This is a genomic window from Pseudomonas sp. lyk4-R2A-8 (assembly GCF_030209095.1).
GTDB lineage: Bacteria > Pseudomonadota > Gammaproteobacteria > Pseudomonadales > Pseudomonadaceae > Aquipseudomonas > Aquipseudomonas quebecensis.
Genome location: NZ_JARVSS010000031.1, coordinates 14,503 through 29,557, shown reverse-complemented (window position 1 = coordinate 29,557; position 15,055 = coordinate 14,503). Strand labels below are relative to the sequence as shown.

15 protein-coding genes are annotated in these 15,055 nt (G+C 63.1%); 8 read left to right on the top strand and 7 right to left on the bottom strand.

All coding sequences use genetic code 11. The annotated features are described in order from the left end of the window. Positions 1–3: 3 nt before the first annotated feature. A complete protein-coding gene (locus QRN10_RS22635) occupies positions 4–318 on the bottom strand; it encodes a DUF2834 domain-containing protein (protein WP_181077896.1) in 315 nt (104 codons plus the stop codon). A gap of 83 nt (positions 319–401) precedes the next feature. On the opposite strand from QRN10_RS22635, the gene QRN10_RS22630 reads away from it, so the two are divergent. The 3 genes from QRN10_RS22630 (at position 402) to QRN10_RS22620 (ending at position 3,620) form a co-directional block, all read left to right on the top strand. After that, a complete protein-coding gene (locus tag QRN10_RS22630) occupies positions 402–1,190 on the top strand; it encodes a helix-turn-helix domain-containing protein (protein WP_181077897.1) in 789 nt (262 codons plus the stop codon). Between the two features lie 54 nt (positions 1,191–1,244). Beyond that, positions 1,245–2,954 carry an amidase gene (locus tag QRN10_RS22625; protein ID WP_285429191.1) on the top strand — a complete coding sequence of 570 codons (1,710 nt, stop codon included), beginning with the start codon at positions 1,245–1,247 and terminating at the stop codon, positions 2,952–2,954. Positions 2,955–3,188: 234 nt separating this feature from the next. Further along, positions 3,189–3,620 (top strand): nuclear transport factor 2 family protein, encoded by a 432-nt coding sequence (locus tag QRN10_RS22620; RefSeq protein WP_253507946.1) that lies wholly within the window; start codon positions 3,189–3,191, stop codon positions 3,618–3,620. Positions 3,621–3,642: 22 nt separating this feature from the next. Here QRN10_RS22620 and QRN10_RS22615 read toward each other — a convergent pair whose 3' ends face one another. After that, a complete protein-coding gene (locus QRN10_RS22615; protein WP_285429190.1) occupies positions 3,643–4,968 on the bottom strand; it encodes an aminotransferase-like domain-containing protein in 1,326 nt (441 codons plus the stop codon). Between the two features lie 89 nt (positions 4,969–5,057). Between QRN10_RS22615 and QRN10_RS22610 the strand changes: the two genes are divergently transcribed. From QRN10_RS22610 to yghX, 3 genes are all read left to right on the top strand, one after another. After that, positions 5,058–5,942: a DMT family transporter gene (locus QRN10_RS22610; RefSeq protein ID WP_285429189.1), complete on the top strand. Its 885-nt coding sequence runs from the start codon at positions 5,058–5,060 to the stop codon at positions 5,940–5,942. A 99-nt stretch (positions 5,943–6,041) separates the two neighbouring features. Further along, a complete protein-coding gene (locus tag QRN10_RS22605; protein ID WP_266249652.1) occupies positions 6,042–6,536 on the top strand; it encodes a PaaI family thioesterase in 495 nt (164 codons plus the stop codon). Positions 6,537–6,580: 44 nt separating this feature from the next. Next, a complete protein-coding gene (yghX, locus tag QRN10_RS22600; protein ID WP_285429188.1) occupies positions 6,581–7,468 on the top strand; it encodes a YghX family hydrolase in 888 nt (295 codons plus the stop codon). 95 nt (positions 7,469–7,563) lie between these two features. Here the strand turns inward: yghX and QRN10_RS22595 are convergent, their stop codons facing one another. Then, on the bottom strand, positions 7,564–8,748 hold the full coding sequence (locus QRN10_RS22595; RefSeq protein ID WP_181077908.1) for a DUF2252 domain-containing protein: 1,185 nt from the start codon (positions 8,746–8,748) through the stop codon (positions 7,564–7,566). 61 nt (positions 8,749–8,809) lie between these two features. After that, positions 8,810–9,712 carry a LysR family transcriptional regulator gene (locus QRN10_RS22590; RefSeq protein ID WP_285429187.1) on the bottom strand — a complete coding sequence of 301 codons (903 nt, stop codon included), beginning with the start codon at positions 9,710–9,712 and terminating at the stop codon, positions 8,810–8,812. A 133-nt stretch (positions 9,713–9,845) separates the two neighbouring features. On the opposite strand from QRN10_RS22590, the gene ampC reads away from it, so the two are divergent. After that, positions 9,846–10,988, top strand: coding sequence for a class C beta-lactamase (ampC, locus tag QRN10_RS22585; protein WP_253507955.1), 1,143 nt, complete (start codon positions 9,846–9,848; stop codon positions 10,986–10,988). 21 nt (positions 10,989–11,009) lie between these two features. On the opposite strand, the gene QRN10_RS22580 is transcribed toward ampC, so the two are convergent. Beyond that, positions 11,010–12,287: an ATP-binding protein gene (locus QRN10_RS22580; RefSeq protein ID WP_181077914.1), complete on the bottom strand. Its 1,278-nt coding sequence runs from the start codon at positions 12,285–12,287 to the stop codon at positions 11,010–11,012. Then, positions 12,288–12,995 (bottom strand): winged helix-turn-helix domain-containing protein, encoded by a 708-nt coding sequence (locus tag QRN10_RS22575; RefSeq protein ID WP_181077916.1) that lies wholly within the window; start codon positions 12,993–12,995, stop codon positions 12,288–12,290. A 162-nt stretch (positions 12,996–13,157) separates the two neighbouring features. Between QRN10_RS22575 and QRN10_RS22570 the strand changes: the two genes are divergently transcribed. Next, entirely contained in the window at positions 13,158–14,357 is a 1,200-nt protein-coding gene (locus tag QRN10_RS22570) for an MFS transporter (protein WP_285429186.1), read from the top strand. Here QRN10_RS22570 and QRN10_RS22565 read toward each other — a convergent pair. Continuing rightward, on the bottom strand, positions 14,313–14,915 hold the full coding sequence (locus tag QRN10_RS22565) for a MiaE family protein (protein ID WP_285429185.1): 603 nt from the start codon (positions 14,913–14,915) through the stop codon (positions 14,313–14,315). The two genes, QRN10_RS22570 and QRN10_RS22565, sit on opposite strands and share 45 nt — an antisense overlap. Positions 14,916–15,055: the final 140 nt, after the last annotated feature.

Sequence of the window (15,055 nt, the reverse complement as noted above, 5' to 3'; positions counted from 1 at the left end):
GAGCTATCTGCGCGCTGGCGGGGTAAAACCCTTCACCACGAGATACAACAACGGCCCCACCGATACGAACACCGCCGTCAGCAACCAGTACGGCAGCACCGACACCATCGGCCGCCCGCGCCGACGCGTATCGCGATACATCCACACGCAGGCCAGCACTGCCATCAAGTACAGGTCGATAACCACCTGCGCCGTGTCCGGGCGTGACAGCAGTTGCCGGCCAAAAGCCAATAGCGATTGCTCGGCAGTGAGCAGGGTCACAAGGGTATACAGGGAAAACCCCAGCAACGCGGCCAGGGCAATGAAAGGTCTGTGCATAGTCTGCTCCTTGATGTGATCGAGCATCACCCTAGTGATAAGGTGACGCTCCTCGCAATGACCAAGGAGGTCATGAATTGGCCATGGACACCCCTTCGACTGCCGGCGCACAACTGCGCCAATTGCGCCGCCGCGCCAAGCTGAGCCAGTTGGAACTGGCGCTGGTCACCGGTGTGTCCCAGCGCCATCTCAGTTGCGTCGAAACCGGCCGCGCGAGGGCCAGCCCCGGCACGCTGCATAACCTGCTCAGCGCGCTGGACGCACCGTTGGAGCAGTGCAACCGCGTGTTCCTGGCGGCCGGCTACGCGCCGCGCTATACCGCCACTGCGCTCGCCGCGCCCGGCATGGCGGCGGTTCGCGAAGCCGTCAGCCATGTGCTGCATGCCAACAACCCCGCGCCGGCGATCCTGCTGGGCAGTCATTGGGAGGTACTGGCCGCCAATGCCAGCACTGGGGTGTTGTTTGAACTGGTCGGGATCGCGCCCCAAGCCACTGACGGCCTGAACCTGATGGCCACTCTGCTACAGCCGGGCGGCCTGGGCGATCACTTAATCAATGCCGAAGAAATCCGCAGCGTGGCTTGGCAACGCGCCAGCCGCGAAGCGTTGGGTAACCCCGAGTTGGCCACGCTGTTGGCCGGCTTGCCGGCGCCGGACGTCACCGAATTGCCAGCGTCTATGCCGCCGCTGGTGCTGACGCGCGTCCGTTCGCGCCGGGGCGAGTTGAGCTTCCTATCGACCTTCACCACCTTCGGCATGCCCCAGGACATCACCCTCACCTCCTTGCGCATCGAACACCTGATCCCCGCCGATGCGCACACTTGGGAAGTAATGCGCGGTGCCTATGCGGACTATTGCGCGCTGGTTTTGTGAAATATCTGTCCGTAGACTGCCGCCATACCTCCCCTCTGAAGGCGGCGAAAAAACGTGATGCAAGTTACTGAAGTTTCCATTGCCCAGCTGCGCGCGGCGCTTGAATCCGGCCAGACCACTGCCGTTGAACTGGTCAAGGCCTACCTGGCGCGGATCGATGCCTATGACGGTCCGCAAACGGCCACCGCGCTGAACGCCGTGGTGGTGCGCAATCCCCAGGCGCTGGAAGAAGCGCGGGCGTCCGATGCGCGGCGAGCCAAGGGTGAGACCCTCGGGCCGTTGGATGGCATTCCTTACACGGCCAAGGACAGTTACCTGGTCAAAGGCCTCACAGCGGCCTCCGGCAGCCCGGCGTTCGCCAAGCTGGTGGCCTGTCGTGACGCGTTCACCATCGAACGCCTGCGCGCCGGTGGTGCGATCTGCCTGGGCAAGACCAATATGCCGCCGATGGCCAATGGCGGTATGCAGCGCGGCGTGTACGGCCGTGCCGAGAGCCCCTACAACGCCGATTACCTGACCGCGCCGTTCGCCTCCGGCTCGTCCAACGGTGCCGGTACTGCGACGGCGGCCAGTTTCGCCGCGTTCGGCCTGGCTGAAGAAACCTGGTCCAGCGGCCGTGGCCCGGCCTCCAACAACGGTCTATGTGCCTACACGCCGTCACGCGGGGTGATTTCGGTGCGCGGCAACTGGCCGTTGACCCCGACCATGGACGTGGTGGTGCCGTTTGCACGCACCATGGCCGACCTGCTGGAAGTACTCGACGTGGTGGTCGCCGAAGACCCCGACACCCGTGGCGACCTGTGGCGCCTGCAACCCTGGGTGCCGATCCCCAGCGTTACCTCGGTGCGCCCTGCTTCCTATGCTGAACTGGCTGTCGACAGCACAACCCTGACGGGTAAACGCTTCGGCGTGCCACGTATGTATATCAATGCCGACCCTGAGGCCGGCACCAGCGAAAAACCCGGTATCGGTGGCCCGACCGGGCAGAAAATCCACACCCGCGCGAGCGTGATTGACCTGTGGCAGGCCGCGCGCCAGGCGTTGGAAGCCGCCGGCGCGGAAGTGGTCGAGGTGGATTTCCCGCTGGTGTCCAACTGCGAAGGCGACCGCCCGGGCGCACCGACGGTGTTTACCCGTGGCCTGGTGTCCAAGCAGTTCCTGCACGATGAATTGTGGGAGCTTTCCGCATGGGCCTTCGACGATTTCCTGCGCGCCAATAACGACCTGGCCCTCAACCGCCTGGCGGACGTCGACGGCCCGCAGATTTTCCCCCACGACCCCGGCACCCTGCCCAACCGCGAAGACGACCTCGCGGCCGGCATGGACGAGTACGTGCGCATGGCCCAGCGCGGCATCACGCCGTGGAATGAAATCGCCAGCGTCCCCGACGGCCTACGCGGCCTGGAACAGACCCGACGCATCGACCTGGAGGACTGGATGGACAGCCTCGGCCTCGACGCGGTGCTGTTCCCCACCGTGGCCGACGTTGGCCCGGCGGATGCGGATATCAACGAAGCCAGTGCCGACATCGCCTGGAGCAACGGCATCTGGGTGGCCAACGGCAACCTCGCCATCCGCCACCTGGGCGTGCCTACCGTCACCGTACCGATGGGCGTGATGGCGGATATCGGCATGCCGGTGGGGCTGACGTTTGCCGGTCGGGCATACGATGACTCGGCGTTGCTGCGCTACGCCTCGGCGTACGAAGCCACCGGCAGCAAACGCCTGATCCCGCCGCGCACGCCGCCACTGAACGCACACTAACGTGTCCATCTGATTCTCGGCCAGGGGGAGGCAACGAGCATAGCGATGCGCCAGTTCGACAGGAAGCCGTACGTCCCCATGCACTGTATTAGGACGTCATACCAGTTAAATCGAACACGAAGCGCCTTATATTCAGGGATATTCAAAATTTAATTTCCTTACCCTTTCAAAATATTGCATGGTTGTACGACGACATCGAATGTCGTCTCTCTCAACAACAATAAGGAACGCCCCATGCAGAATATGAAAGTGCTGATCGGTTTTCTGTGCCTGTTCAGCGGCTATGTCGCCGCCGCCCCCGCCACCGATGACAAGGACGTCGCCCAAGCCGTCGACCACCTGACCCAAGCCATGCTGCACAAGGACATCAATCAGTTACAGGCCCTCACCGCCGAAAAGCTGACCTACGGCCACTCCAGCGGCAAGATTCAGAACAAGCAGGAATTCATCGCCGACATAGAGACCGGCCGCAGCGGCTTCAAGACTCTGGAAATGCAGAAGCAGACCATCACCTTGAGCGGCGATACCGCGCTGGTGCGCAATCACTTTCACGCCCAGGCGGTGAACAGCGGTGTCGAGGTGCCCACCGATATCGAGAACTTCCAGGTCTGGCAGAAACACAAAGGCCACTGGCTGCTGATCGGCCGTCAGGCCTTCAAGTTCTGATTCCCCGGTGAGCCGGCGCGGCTCACCACATCACGGCACTGCGCACCTTGAGCAATGCTTCGCGCAGTGCCGGCATGTCCACCGACCCCAGGGCCAGGCGCAGTGCATGCGGCACATGGGTCGAGACCGCGAACGGCTCGGCGGTGGACACCGACACGCCCTGGCGCTGCAGTTGCATCGCCACCTGATCGGCGCGGGCATCTTCGGCCAGGGGCAGCCATAAGAAATACGAAGAGGGATGAGCGGTGTAAGCCAGCCCCTTGAGCACCTGGGCCGCCAACGCCTGGCGCGCCCGCGCATCCTCGCGCTTTTGCGCTTCCAGCTGTGCCACGGTGCCGTCTTCGAGCCAACCCACGGCGATTGCGCTCATGACGCCGGGCACGTTCCAGGTGGTCGCCATGACGCTGCGCTCCAACGCCTTGACCCAGGCCGGTGGCGCGGCGACAAATCCTACCCGCAGGCCAGTGGCGACACTTTTGGATAACCCGCCGACATACACCGTGCGCTCCGGCGCCAGCCTGGCCACGGGTGGCGGCGCGTCCTCGGCGAGAAACGCGTAGGCCGCGTCCTCGATAATCATCAGATTGTGTTGTTGGGCGATGTGCACCAACCGCTCGCGCTGCGCCAGGTCCATTACCCAGCCAAGTGGATTATGCAACGTCGGCATGCTGTACACCGCGCGCACCGGACGGCGACGACACAACGCCTGCAGGGCGTCCAGGTCCGGGCCGTGGGCGTTGGCCGGCAGGGCCAGGATTTCCAGGTGCAGCGTGTCGGCCAGCACCTTGAACCCCGAGTAGGTCAGCGCATCGACAGCAATCACATCGCCGGGCTTGAGCAGCGCCATCATCGTCACCGCCAGGCCATGCTGCGCGCCGCTGACCACCAGCACCTGCTCGGCGGTTACGCATAATCCGCGGCTAAGCAAATGCCGAGCGACAGCGGCGCGCTCGTGCACGCGGCCGGCGTGCGGCTGGTAACGCAGCAATGCCTCCAGGTCGCCCGACAGCGCCAATTGACGCAAAGCCGTGCGCAGCAGGTCAGCCTGACCAGGCAACGACGGGTAGTTGAAATTCAGATCGAGCAGCCCCGCCGCCACGTTCATCTGCCCGCTGCCCTGCCCCGGCGGCAAGGCGATTTCACGCACAAACGTACCGCGTCCGGTTTCGCCACTGACCAGGCCCATGGCCTCCAGCTCGGTGTACACCCGGCTCGCGGTGGCCAGCGCAAGGCCATGTTCGGCGGCCAGCTGACGGTGCGTGGGCAGCCGAGTACCGGGCGCCATCGCGCCTGAGCGAATTGCCTGGGCGAAGCGATCGACCAGCAGTTTGTAACGGGCTCGCGGCATGCAAGGTGTATCCATGACAATTTTTTGATTGTGCCAATGCTCGCTCCTAGGATGACGCCCACGCAACTTCTCTTTTTCAGGCAGACCTCATGGAACATACGCTCGGCACCCCGGACACCCGCGCACAGGGCTGGATCAACGGTTTTATCGGCGTGGTGATTTTCAGCGGTTCGCTGCCGGCCACGCGCCTGGCGGTAATGGAATTCGACCCGGTGTTCCTGACCGTGATCCGCGCCACCCTCGCCGCGCTGCTCGCGGTAGTGCTGCTGTGGGTGTTCAAGGAAAAACGCCCCACCCGCCAACAGTGGCTGCCCCTGGTCATCGTTTCGCTGGGCGTGGTGATTGGTTTTCCCCTGCTGACTGCGCTGGCGCTGCAATACGTGACCTCAGCCCATTCCATTGTGTTTATCGGGCTGTTGCCGCTGGCCACGGCGGTGTTTGCGGTGTGGCGCGGTGGCGAGCGGCCACGCCCGGTATTCTGGCTGTTCTCGCTGCTGGGCAGCGCGCTGGTGGTGGGCTACGCCTTCGCGCAGGGCCTGACCGCTGCCCCGGCCGGTGACCTGCTGATGCTACTGGCGGTGCTGGTGTGCGGCCTGGGATACGCCGAGGGCGCCACGCTGTCGCGCAGCCTGGGCGGTTGGCAGGTGATCTGTTGGGCGCTGGTGGTGGCGCTGCCGGTAGTGGCGCCACTGAGCCTGATGCTGGCGCCGTCGAGTGTCACCGCGATCAGCCTGCCGGCGTGGCTGAGCCTGGGCTACGTGGCGTTGTTCAGCATGTTGCTCGGCTTTGTATTCTGGTATCGCGGCCTCGCTCAGGGCGGTATCGCCGCGGTCGGCCAGTTGCAGTTACTGCAACCATTCTTCGGCCTGGCGCTGGCGGCTTGGCTGCTGCATGAACAGGTCAGCCCAGGCATGCTGTTGGTGACGCTGCTGGTGATCGCGTGCGTGGCGGGCGCCAGGCGTTTTGCGCGGTGATACACCGTCTCTGGGCGGCATCATTACCTCAGCGTTTTATTCCCATTCCTCGTTTGTCCTGCTAAACAGAGTTATCGCCACGGAATAAAAGGATGCGACATGCACGCCCCTTCATTGCAGGACACCACCGCGCCGGAAGGCGTCTGTTACGGCTGCGGCAGCAGCAACCCCCACGGCCTGCACATCAAGAGCCGCTGGGATGAAGACCGCGTCCATGTGATTGCCGAGCACCAGCCGGACGCCCGCTATTGCGGCTGGCCGGACTTGGTGTATGGCGGCCTGATCGCGATGCTGGTGGACTGCCACTCCAACTGGACCGCCATGGCTTATCACTACCAGGCCGAACAACGCGAACCCGGCAGCGTGCCGCGCATCGACTGCGTCACCGGCAACCTGGGCATCAAATTCATCAAGCCCACCCCCATGGGCGTACCGCTGACCTTACGCGCGCGGGTCGAGGGCGATGTCGGGCGCAAAACCCAGGTGATCTGCGAGGTGTACGCCGGCGGCGTACTCACGGCCATCGGCGATTCGGTATTTGTGCGTGTCGATACCGGCCAGTTGGCCGCCGCTGCCCACGGTCGCACCGACTGAATCCGGGTACCTTTCACTGCCACCGTTTAGCGAGGACTGCATCGATGGAACGCTTGAGCGCCAAAGACTTCGCCCCCGAACTGCTGCAACTCTATGACGGCTATGCCCATGGCACGATCAACCGTCGCGAGTTTCTCGACCGCGCTGCGCTGTTCACTTTCGGCGGGCTGACCGCGTCGGCGTTGCTGGCGGCGCTGAGCCCCGACTATGCCCTGGCCGAACAGGTGAAATTCACCGACCCTGCCATCGTCGCCGACTACATCACCTACCCCTCGCCCCAGGGCCACGGCACAGTACGCGGCTATCTGGTGCGCCCGACACATGCCAGCGGCAAGCTGCCGGCGGTGGTGGTGGTGCATGAAAATCGCGGTTTGAACCCCTATATCGAAGACGTCGCGCGGCGCCTGGCCAAGGCCGGATTCATCGCCCTGGCGCCGGACGGCCTGACCTCGGTCGGCGGTTACCCCGGCAATGATGAAAAAGGCAAGGCGCTGCAAGAGCAAGTCGACCCGACCAAACTGATGAACGATTTCTTCGCGGCCATCGAATGGCTGATGAAGCACGACAGCGGCAACGGTAAGGTCGGTATCACCGGTTTCTGTTATGGCGGCGGGGTAACCAATGCGGCCGCGGTGGCCTATCCCGAACTGGGCGCTGCTGTGTCGTTTTATGGGCGCCAACCGGACACGAAGGACGTTGCACGCATCAAGGCGCCGATCATGCTGCACTTCGGCGAGCTGGACACGCGCATCAACGAAGGCTGGCCGGCCTATGAACACGCGTTGAAGGCGGCCGGAACCCTCTATGAGGCGTATATCTACCAGGGCGCCAACCATGGCTTTCACAACGACTCGACACCGCGTTACGACGACGCGGCGGCGACCCTGGCGTGGGAGCGCACATTGGGGTGGTTTCGCAAATACCTGGCGTGAGAGCGACTGTGAGCGGGGTTGCCCGCCTGGAGCTGGAACATAAAACGCTTCTTGCAGTGAGCAGGCTTGCCCTGCTCATAACAGCAAGCTGAGGGTCAGTGTTCCAGGGCATATCGCCGGCAGTGGTTGAGGTAGCCTTGCTCATGGCTGCCTACCAGTTGCACCACGCTGGTCCATAACCACGACGGCGCGTCCAGTTGCCGGGTGCGGTTCTCCTGGAGGACCGCCATCCAGGCCTTGCGGGTGGCGCGGTCCATCTGTCGGGCGTGGGCGATGCCGACCACGCGGGCCAGGTAACCGGCGGCGTGCATGGCGTCGGTTTCGCTCAGTTCGTCCAGTTCTAGCTTCATGTCCTGGGGCAGCAGTTCCCGGATAAAAAAACCATGGTCCAAAAAGCGCGTCGCCACCATGCGTTCGCCCAATCCCGGCGACAACTGACGCGCGCCCTCAACCACGCGGCGACCATTGTCTCGTGGCATCTTCGCCCGGGACGCACGGGGTGCCGCCGCGCCCACGGCTTCCTTGATATCGATCAGGCAGTACTCCTGATCATCTTTGTCACCCACACCGAGCAACACCGCATAACGCAGCAGCCCGAGGGAACTGCAGCCCTTGACCCAATACGCCGAGTCCAGCAACTCGACCTTGGCATCCTTGGGCCGCCCCTTGAGCGAGGTGACCAACTGCTGAATGTCATCCGAGGCGCAGACGTTTTCCAACGCACTTTTTTCCGCCCGCGACAGCGACCAGAAGTGTTTGCCCAGCGGGATCGTCGGCCGCACGCTCTCGATCCGTTCACGCGCCAAATGCTTCCAGGTACGCGCCACCGCGCTGCGCATGCCGGCCTTGACCTGGGAGGGGCGTGGCGGGGCTTCGTCCGGCTTGTCTTTGAAGGCTTGTTCGTAACCCTGCATCATTTCTTCGAGCATGCGTGCGGTGGTCACCCCTGGCAGGTCCGAGCCACGCGCGGCCGTGGCCAGGGACAGGGCCAGGCGCACCAGGTCATGGGCCGGGTTGCCGATCACCGTTTGGTCGAGGTCGCGGATATGCATGTCGATGCGGCCGTCGGTGTCCCCGGTCGGGCCCAGATTACCGGCGTGGCAGTCGCCACAGATCCAAATCGCCGGGCCATGGGGCAAGCGGCGTCCGGGCAGGCTGTGCAGCCACTCGTAGAATTGCACGGTGCTGCCCCGCACATAGGCGTGGGCCGAGCGCGCCATCTTCAGATTGCGTAGTTGAGTCAGGTGCGGCATGCGGGCGGAGGGGCGCGGAATTTTCATGAACAGCCTCAGGTCGGGGCCACAGTAGATCGCCGAGCCAGCGAGAATGTTTCATTTTGTTTCAAGAAGATGGCAGAAGGACAGCTTCGCCCTCACCGGCCTGGGTTTGCAGCCAGCCCTTGAACGCCAGCATCGCCGTTGTCTCGGCCCTGGACTGCAGGCGCGTCAACCAGTAGCTGCCGGTGGTAATGCCCACGTCGAAAGGCTGGCGAATCAGATCGTTTTCCAATTGCCGCGCAAACATCACCGCCGGTGCCAACGCCACCCCGATCCCCTGCAACGCGGCATCCATCATCGCCAGCGAAGAGTCGAACACGATACTGCGTGGCACAAGGGTATCGGCGGGCAACCCAGCGGCGTGAAACCACAGGTTCCATTCATCGGCGCGGTAGGAGCGCAGCAGCGTGTGCTTCAACAGGTCGTGCGGCGCGTGCAGGTGCTCGGCGATCGCCGGGATGCACAGCACCGTCAGCGGCGCCGCCAGCACGTGGCAGGCATCGGTGCCATGCCAGGCACCGGCGCCGAAACGTACCGCGTAATCCAGGCCTTCGGCAGCCACATCGACACGGTTGTTGTGGGTGGACAGGCGCAGGTCGATCAACGGGTAACACTTCTGAAAGTCCGAAAGGCGCGGCAACAGCCAGCCCACCGCGAAGGTGCCCACCGCACCCACGGTCAGCACTTCGCGGTAATGCCCGCCTTCGAACTGCCCCAGGGTCTGGGCGATGCGGTCGAAGGATTCACGCAGCACCGGCAGCAGGGTTTCGCCTTCGCGGGTGAGCATGAGCCCGCGCGGCAGGCGCTTGAACAAAGTGACATTGAGTTGGGCTTCCAGGCTTTTTACCTGATGGCTGACCGCCGCCTGGGTAACGCACAGCTCGATGGCGGCGCGGGTAAAGCTCAGGTGGCGAGCCGAAGCCTCGAAGGCGCGCAGGGCATTAAGGGGCAAATGGGAACGCAACATCAGCTAGCCCAAATTTTTCTAATGGCTGGGACGAGATATCATCGTTTGTCCAGTCAGTGAAATCCACCTAGATTTGCGGCGCCTGCGCAGGCCTTGATTGTTATCGCACCACTTATTAGGGAAGCCAACCACCATGCGTCACTCCGTACGATCACTCGCCCTCTCTAGCCTGCTGCTCAGCGCCGGTCACTGTCTGGCCGATTCGGACCTGCGCCCCGTGGTCAACGCCAGCGTCGAACCGCTGATGCAGCAGCAAGGCATCACCGGTCTTTCGGTGGCAGTGATCCACAAAGGCCAGGTGCAATACTTTAATTACGGTCTCGCTTCCAGAGACACGCGACAGCCCGTGACCGAAAACACGCTGTTTGAAGTGGGTTCGGTCAGTAAAACCTTCGCCGCCACGCTTGGCGGCTACGCCCAGGCTACCGGCAAACTTAAGCTCACGGACCCGGCCGCCCAGCACCTGCCGACTCTCAAGGGCAGCGCCCTAGAACGTATCAGCCTGCTGCAATTGGCGACCTACACCGCGGGCGGCCTGCCGTTGCAGTTTCCCCAGGCCGCCGACAATGCCGACAACATGCTCAGCTACTTCCAGCACTGGACACCCGCCTACGCCCCCGGCACGCAGCGGTTGTATTCCAACCCGAGCATCGGCCTGTTCGGCTATCTGGCCGCGCGAAGCCTGGGGCAGCCTTACCACGTCGCCATGGAGCAGACGCTGCTGCCCAAACTAGGCCTGAAAAACACCTACGTAAACGTGCCAGACGAGCAAAAACCTCGTTACGCCCAGGGCTATGACAAGCAGGACAAGCCCGTGCGCGTTTCCCCTGGCGCGCTGGACAGCGAAGCCTATGGCATCAAGACCACCGCCCGTGACCTGGCGCATTACGTCATCGCGAACATGCACCCGCAAACCCTGGAGCAACCGCTGCAACAAGCCATCGCTACCGCCCATAGCGGTTATTACCAAGTAGACGGCATGACCCAAGCTCTGGGCTGGGAGTACTACCCTTACCCCATCGCGCTGCAGGCCCTGATCGACGGCAACTCCACGCCGATGGCCATGCAACCCCACGCGGTCGGTTGGTTTGCCACGCCCCACGCGCAACCGGCCAATGTGCTGTACAACAAAACCGGTTCCACCGGCGGTTTTGGCGCGTACGTCGCGTATGTGCCAGCCCAGGACAAAGGCGTGGTGATCCTGGCGAACAGGAATTACCCGAACGCTGAGCGGGTAAAGGTGGCGCATGCGATCCTGAGCGCGCTGGCACCCTAACTGGCTCGGGCGCCATCGCTGTTATTCGGCGTAAGCCCAGGTCATGCGAAACGACGCCCCGCCCCACTCCGAATCCTGCACCTCGACCTGCCCTCCATGCCACTGGGACACCCGTTGCACCAGGGCCAGGCCGAGGCCGAAGCCGCCGGTGCGACGGTCGCGACTGGCGTCCAGGCGCATGAACGGCTGGAAGATTTTCGCGCGGCCGTCCTCGGGCACGCCGGGGCCGTCGTCACATACACGCACTTCATAGCCGCTACCGAACGCGATCAGCGACACCTGTACCCGCCGCTCGGCGTAACGGATGGCGTTGCGCAACAGGTTGATCACCGCGCGAGCCATAAAGCGCGGCTCAATCTGGATAAAGTCCACCTCACACACCCGCAGCGATAACTGGACGCCGGCCGCTTCGGCCTCCAGCGCCACGCTGGCGATAACGCTGTCGAGCCAGCTGTGGGCTTCGATGCGCTCGCGGGTTACCTGCGTGGCGCCTCGCTCCAGGCTGGCGTAGGTGAGCAACTCCGAGACCATCTCTTCCAGCTCGCCCAGGTCGGCGTACATGTCGGCAATCAGCTCGCCGCGCTGGCGTGGGTCGGCCTGTTGCTTGAGCTGGTCGAGTTCGAACGACAGCCGCGCGATCGGCGTGCGCAGTTCATGGGATACCGCGTTAGTGAGTTCGCGCTGATTGGCGATCAGGCTTTCGATGCGCTCGGCCATCTGATTGAAGTGGCCGGCCAGCTCGCGCACGGTGGAACGGCGCGGCAGCAGGATACGTGAGCCGAGGTCGTTATCACCAAAGCGTTGGGCGGCCAGGCGGATGTGCTCCAGATCGCGCCAATGCGGGCGCACCCAAAAATACAGGACAACGGCCAGGCACACGCCGAGAAACCCATAGGCCCACATATACAGCCATTTAGGCTCTTCCGGCAGCTTGATCTCCAGCAATTGCGGGCCACCGTCAATATCGGCGAGGAACTCCATAAAGTCGCCACGTACCACCAGCCGCCCCTCGGCCAGCAGCGCTTGCTCGCGTGCCGTCAGTGCCTGAGCATCCTTGAGCACCAGTTGCAGACGCAGCCCGTAATAAGGTTGCAGCTCAGCAAGCCGAGCCTGGCGCTGTGTAACGGGCAGCGGCCGCAATTGTTCCACCAGGCCGTAAGCCGGGCCACGCAGGGCCTCGCGGTTGTAGGTTTCGTTGGCCTCGGGCAGCAACTCGTCGAAGGTGTAGTTGACCAGCCAGATCGCGCCCGCCAGCCCCAACGCCAGGATCAGATACAGACGCAGGTAAAGTCGCAGCACCTAGACCTCCCACGCAAACGGATTGAACAGGTAGCCCTTGCCCCAAATGGTCTTGATGCAGACCGGTTCGCGAGGGTTGTCGTTGAGCTTGGCGCGCAGCTTGCTGATGTACACGTCGACGCTGCGGTTGAGCCCGTCGAAGGCGATACCGCGCATGCGGTTGAGAATGTCATCGCGCGACAGGATGCTGCCGGCGTTGCTGGCCAGCAGCCAGAGCAGTTCGAACTCCATGGTGGTCAGGTCGATGCGCTCGTCGCCCAGGCTGACCACCCGGCAACTGCGGTCGATGGCCAACCGGCCGAACGCCAGCGCGCCACGTACCGTGGGCTCGGGCGCCTGCCTGCGTTGCAGCGCACGCAGGCGCGCCAGCAGCACGGGGGGTTTGATCGGCTTGATCACGTAGTCGTCGGCGCCGGACTCCAGGCCCAGGATATGGTCCAGGTCGTCCTCCTTGGCGGTGAGGATCACAATCGGTGTGTCCGACACGCGACGGATTTCACGGCACACCTGCAGGCCGCTCTGGCCCGGCAGCATCAGGTCGAGCACCACCATCTTCGGGGTGAAATCCAGAAAGGCTTCCAGGGCCTCGTCGCCCCGGTGCACCACTCGCACGTCAAAGCCATGCTGCGACAAAAAATGTGCGATCAGCCCTGCCAGTCGCTCGTCGTCCTCGACCAGCAGAACCTTGCCCAGCCCCAGGTTTTCCATAGGTTCTCAGTGTGCAAACGGCGATTGATTGAAGAGCGGGCATTATAGATGGCAAGCTGCACCACTTGAGTGGTCGGCCAACTCCCCACAGGGCAAGCTTCATGTTTTTAAGAGTTTTTAACAAATAGCCCGCAGTTTTTAACGCCAACCCCAGGGAGCTGTATGCGTAAGGATTACCTGGCGTTCTTCATCTCACTGTTTGTGTCGCGGCTGGCGGATCAGGTTCTGTTGTTTATCGTGCCCCTGATCGTGTTCCAGACCACCGGCAGCGTGGCCTGGGCGGGCCTGGCGTTTTTTTGCGAGTCGCTGCCGCGCTACCTGGCGTTCCCGGTGTGCGGGGCGTTGTGCGATAAGTTTTCACCGGTGCGCATCCTGCATATCAGCCAGGTCTACCGGGCACTGGCGTGCGCGGTGACGGTAGCGTTGTATGGGCTGTTCGATGGCATTTATTGGCTGGTGATCCTGTCGGCGCTGTGCGGGGTGCTGACGACCCTGGGCATCATGGCGCGGGAAGTGGTGATGCCCCATGGTTTCCCACAGTACAGCTACGCCAAGACCCTGTCCTATTCACAGATTGCCGATCAGAGCGGCCTGGTGCTCGGCCCGCTGCTGGCGGCGCTGCTGCTGCAAGTCTGGAGCTGGCCGTGGGTGGTGGCAGGCGTGGCCGGGTTGTTCGTGGTGGCCGATCTGGCCATGTTGATCTGGCAGCGCCACACCACAATCCACCTACCGAGCCATGCCCAGCACGGCGATATCTGGCTGCAGCCGCTGCGCATCGCCTTCGGCCACATAGGTCGGTTGGCGGCACTCAAGCGCATCATCACCCTGGCGGTCGGCGTCAACCTGATCGTCGGCGTAACGCTGGCGACCTCGGCGGCCATGGTCACCGGCCAGTTCGGCGCCGGCAAGGACAGCTACGCCCTGCTCCAGGCTGCCGGGGCGCTGGTCACCATCGGGATTCTGTTCTATCTGGCTCACTCGGCATTGCCCATGAAGCTCATGGGCGGGCTGGGCTATTCAATGATTGCCGTCGGTGCGCTGATCACGGCGATCAGCCCGGATGTGTGGGCCTACACCCTGGGTTTCCTGCTGATCACAGGCTTTGACAAGATGTTCAATGTGTACCTGCGCAGTACCCGGCAGCGGGTGATTCCGGTGCAGGACTTCGGCAAGACCGTAGGCGTGATCACCCTGCTCAACAACCTCGCCCAACCCTTGGCGGGCTTGATGGTTGCGCTGCTGGCCGCGCCTGTCGGCACGCAAACGGTGATCCTGTTACTGACCGGGATCACCGCGCTGATCGGCGTCGCGGTAGCGTCAGGCTGGCACGCCACTGTGAAAGCGGAACTCGATGTCGGGTGACTCGATCAGTTCCTGCTCCGCCGCCCTTACCCGCTCGATCACCTGGGCAATGTCCCCGGCGTCGCCATACTGGTAGGCCAATTTCAAATAGCCCTGGAAATGCCGCGCTTCGCTTTTGAGCAGGCCAAAGTAGAACTTGCCGAGTTCTTCGTCCAAATGCGGCACCAGCGCTTCGAAACGCTCGCAACTGCGCGCCTCGATAAACGCGCCGACCACCAGAGTGTCCACCAGCTTGACCGGCTCATGGCTGCGCACCACTTTGCGCAGCCCCGAGGCATAACGCCCGGCGTGCAGTTGGCGCAGTTCCACTTTGCGCTTTTTCATCAGGCGCATGACCTGCTCGTGATGCACGAGTTCTTCCCGGGCCAGGCGCGACATCATGTTGATCAGGTCAACATGGGCGTAGTACTTGGCCATGAGGCTAAGCGCGGTGCTGGCGGCCTTGAATTCACAGTTCTTGTGGTCGATCAACAGGGTGTCCTGATCGGCCAACGCGGCCTGGACCCAGGCGCCAGGGGTACGGCAACCGAGGAATTCGTGGATTTCGGGCAGGTTCATCGGGCTCACGGGCAAAGGATCACAAAAGGGTGGCGATTATACCGACCGCGCCGCAGACCACCAGCCACCGGGCTTGATGTGCATCAACATGACGTCCGGCGGGCAGCAACTATAGTTGTTCCACGCTCACCCTTTTGGAG

Coding starts and splice junctions, on each gene's coding strand:
- QRN10_RS22570 (WP_285429186.1), top strand. CDS start 13,158: ATGCGTAAGGATTACCTGGCGTTCTTCATCTCACTGTTTGTGTCGCGG.
- QRN10_RS22630 (WP_181077897.1), top strand. CDS start 402: ATGGACACCCCTTCGACTGCCGGCGCACAACTGCGCCAATTGCGCCGC.
- yghX (WP_285429188.1), top strand. CDS start 6,581: ATGGAACGCTTGAGCGCCAAAGACTTCGCCCCCGAACTGCTGCAACTC.
- QRN10_RS22635 (WP_181077896.1), bottom strand. CDS start 318: ATGCACAGACCTTTCATTGCCCTGGCCGCGTTGCTGGGGTTTTCCCTG.
- ampC (WP_253507955.1), top strand. CDS start 9,846: ATGCGTCACTCCGTACGATCACTCGCCCTCTCTAGCCTGCTGCTCAGC.
- QRN10_RS22620 (WP_253507946.1), top strand. CDS start 3,189: ATGCAGAATATGAAAGTGCTGATCGGTTTTCTGTGCCTGTTCAGCGGC.
- QRN10_RS22615 (WP_285429190.1), bottom strand. CDS start 4,968: ATGCCGCGAGCCCGTTACAAACTGCTGGTCGATCGCTTCGCCCAGGCA.
- QRN10_RS22575 (WP_181077916.1), bottom strand. CDS start 12,995: ATGGAAAACCTGGGGCTGGGCAAGGTTCTGCTGGTCGAGGACGACGAG.
- QRN10_RS22590 (WP_285429187.1), bottom strand. CDS start 9,712: ATGTTGCGTTCCCATTTGCCCCTTAATGCCCTGCGCGCCTTCGAGGCT.
- QRN10_RS22565 (WP_285429185.1), bottom strand. CDS start 14,915: ATGAACCTGCCCGAAATCCACGAATTCCTCGGTTGCCGTACCCCTGGC.
- QRN10_RS22605 (WP_266249652.1), top strand. CDS start 6,042: ATGCACGCCCCTTCATTGCAGGACACCACCGCGCCGGAAGGCGTCTGT.
- QRN10_RS22595 (WP_181077908.1), bottom strand. CDS start 8,748: ATGAAAATTCCGCGCCCCTCCGCCCGCATGCCGCACCTGACTCAACTA.
- QRN10_RS22610 (WP_285429189.1), top strand. CDS start 5,058: ATGGAACATACGCTCGGCACCCCGGACACCCGCGCACAGGGCTGGATC.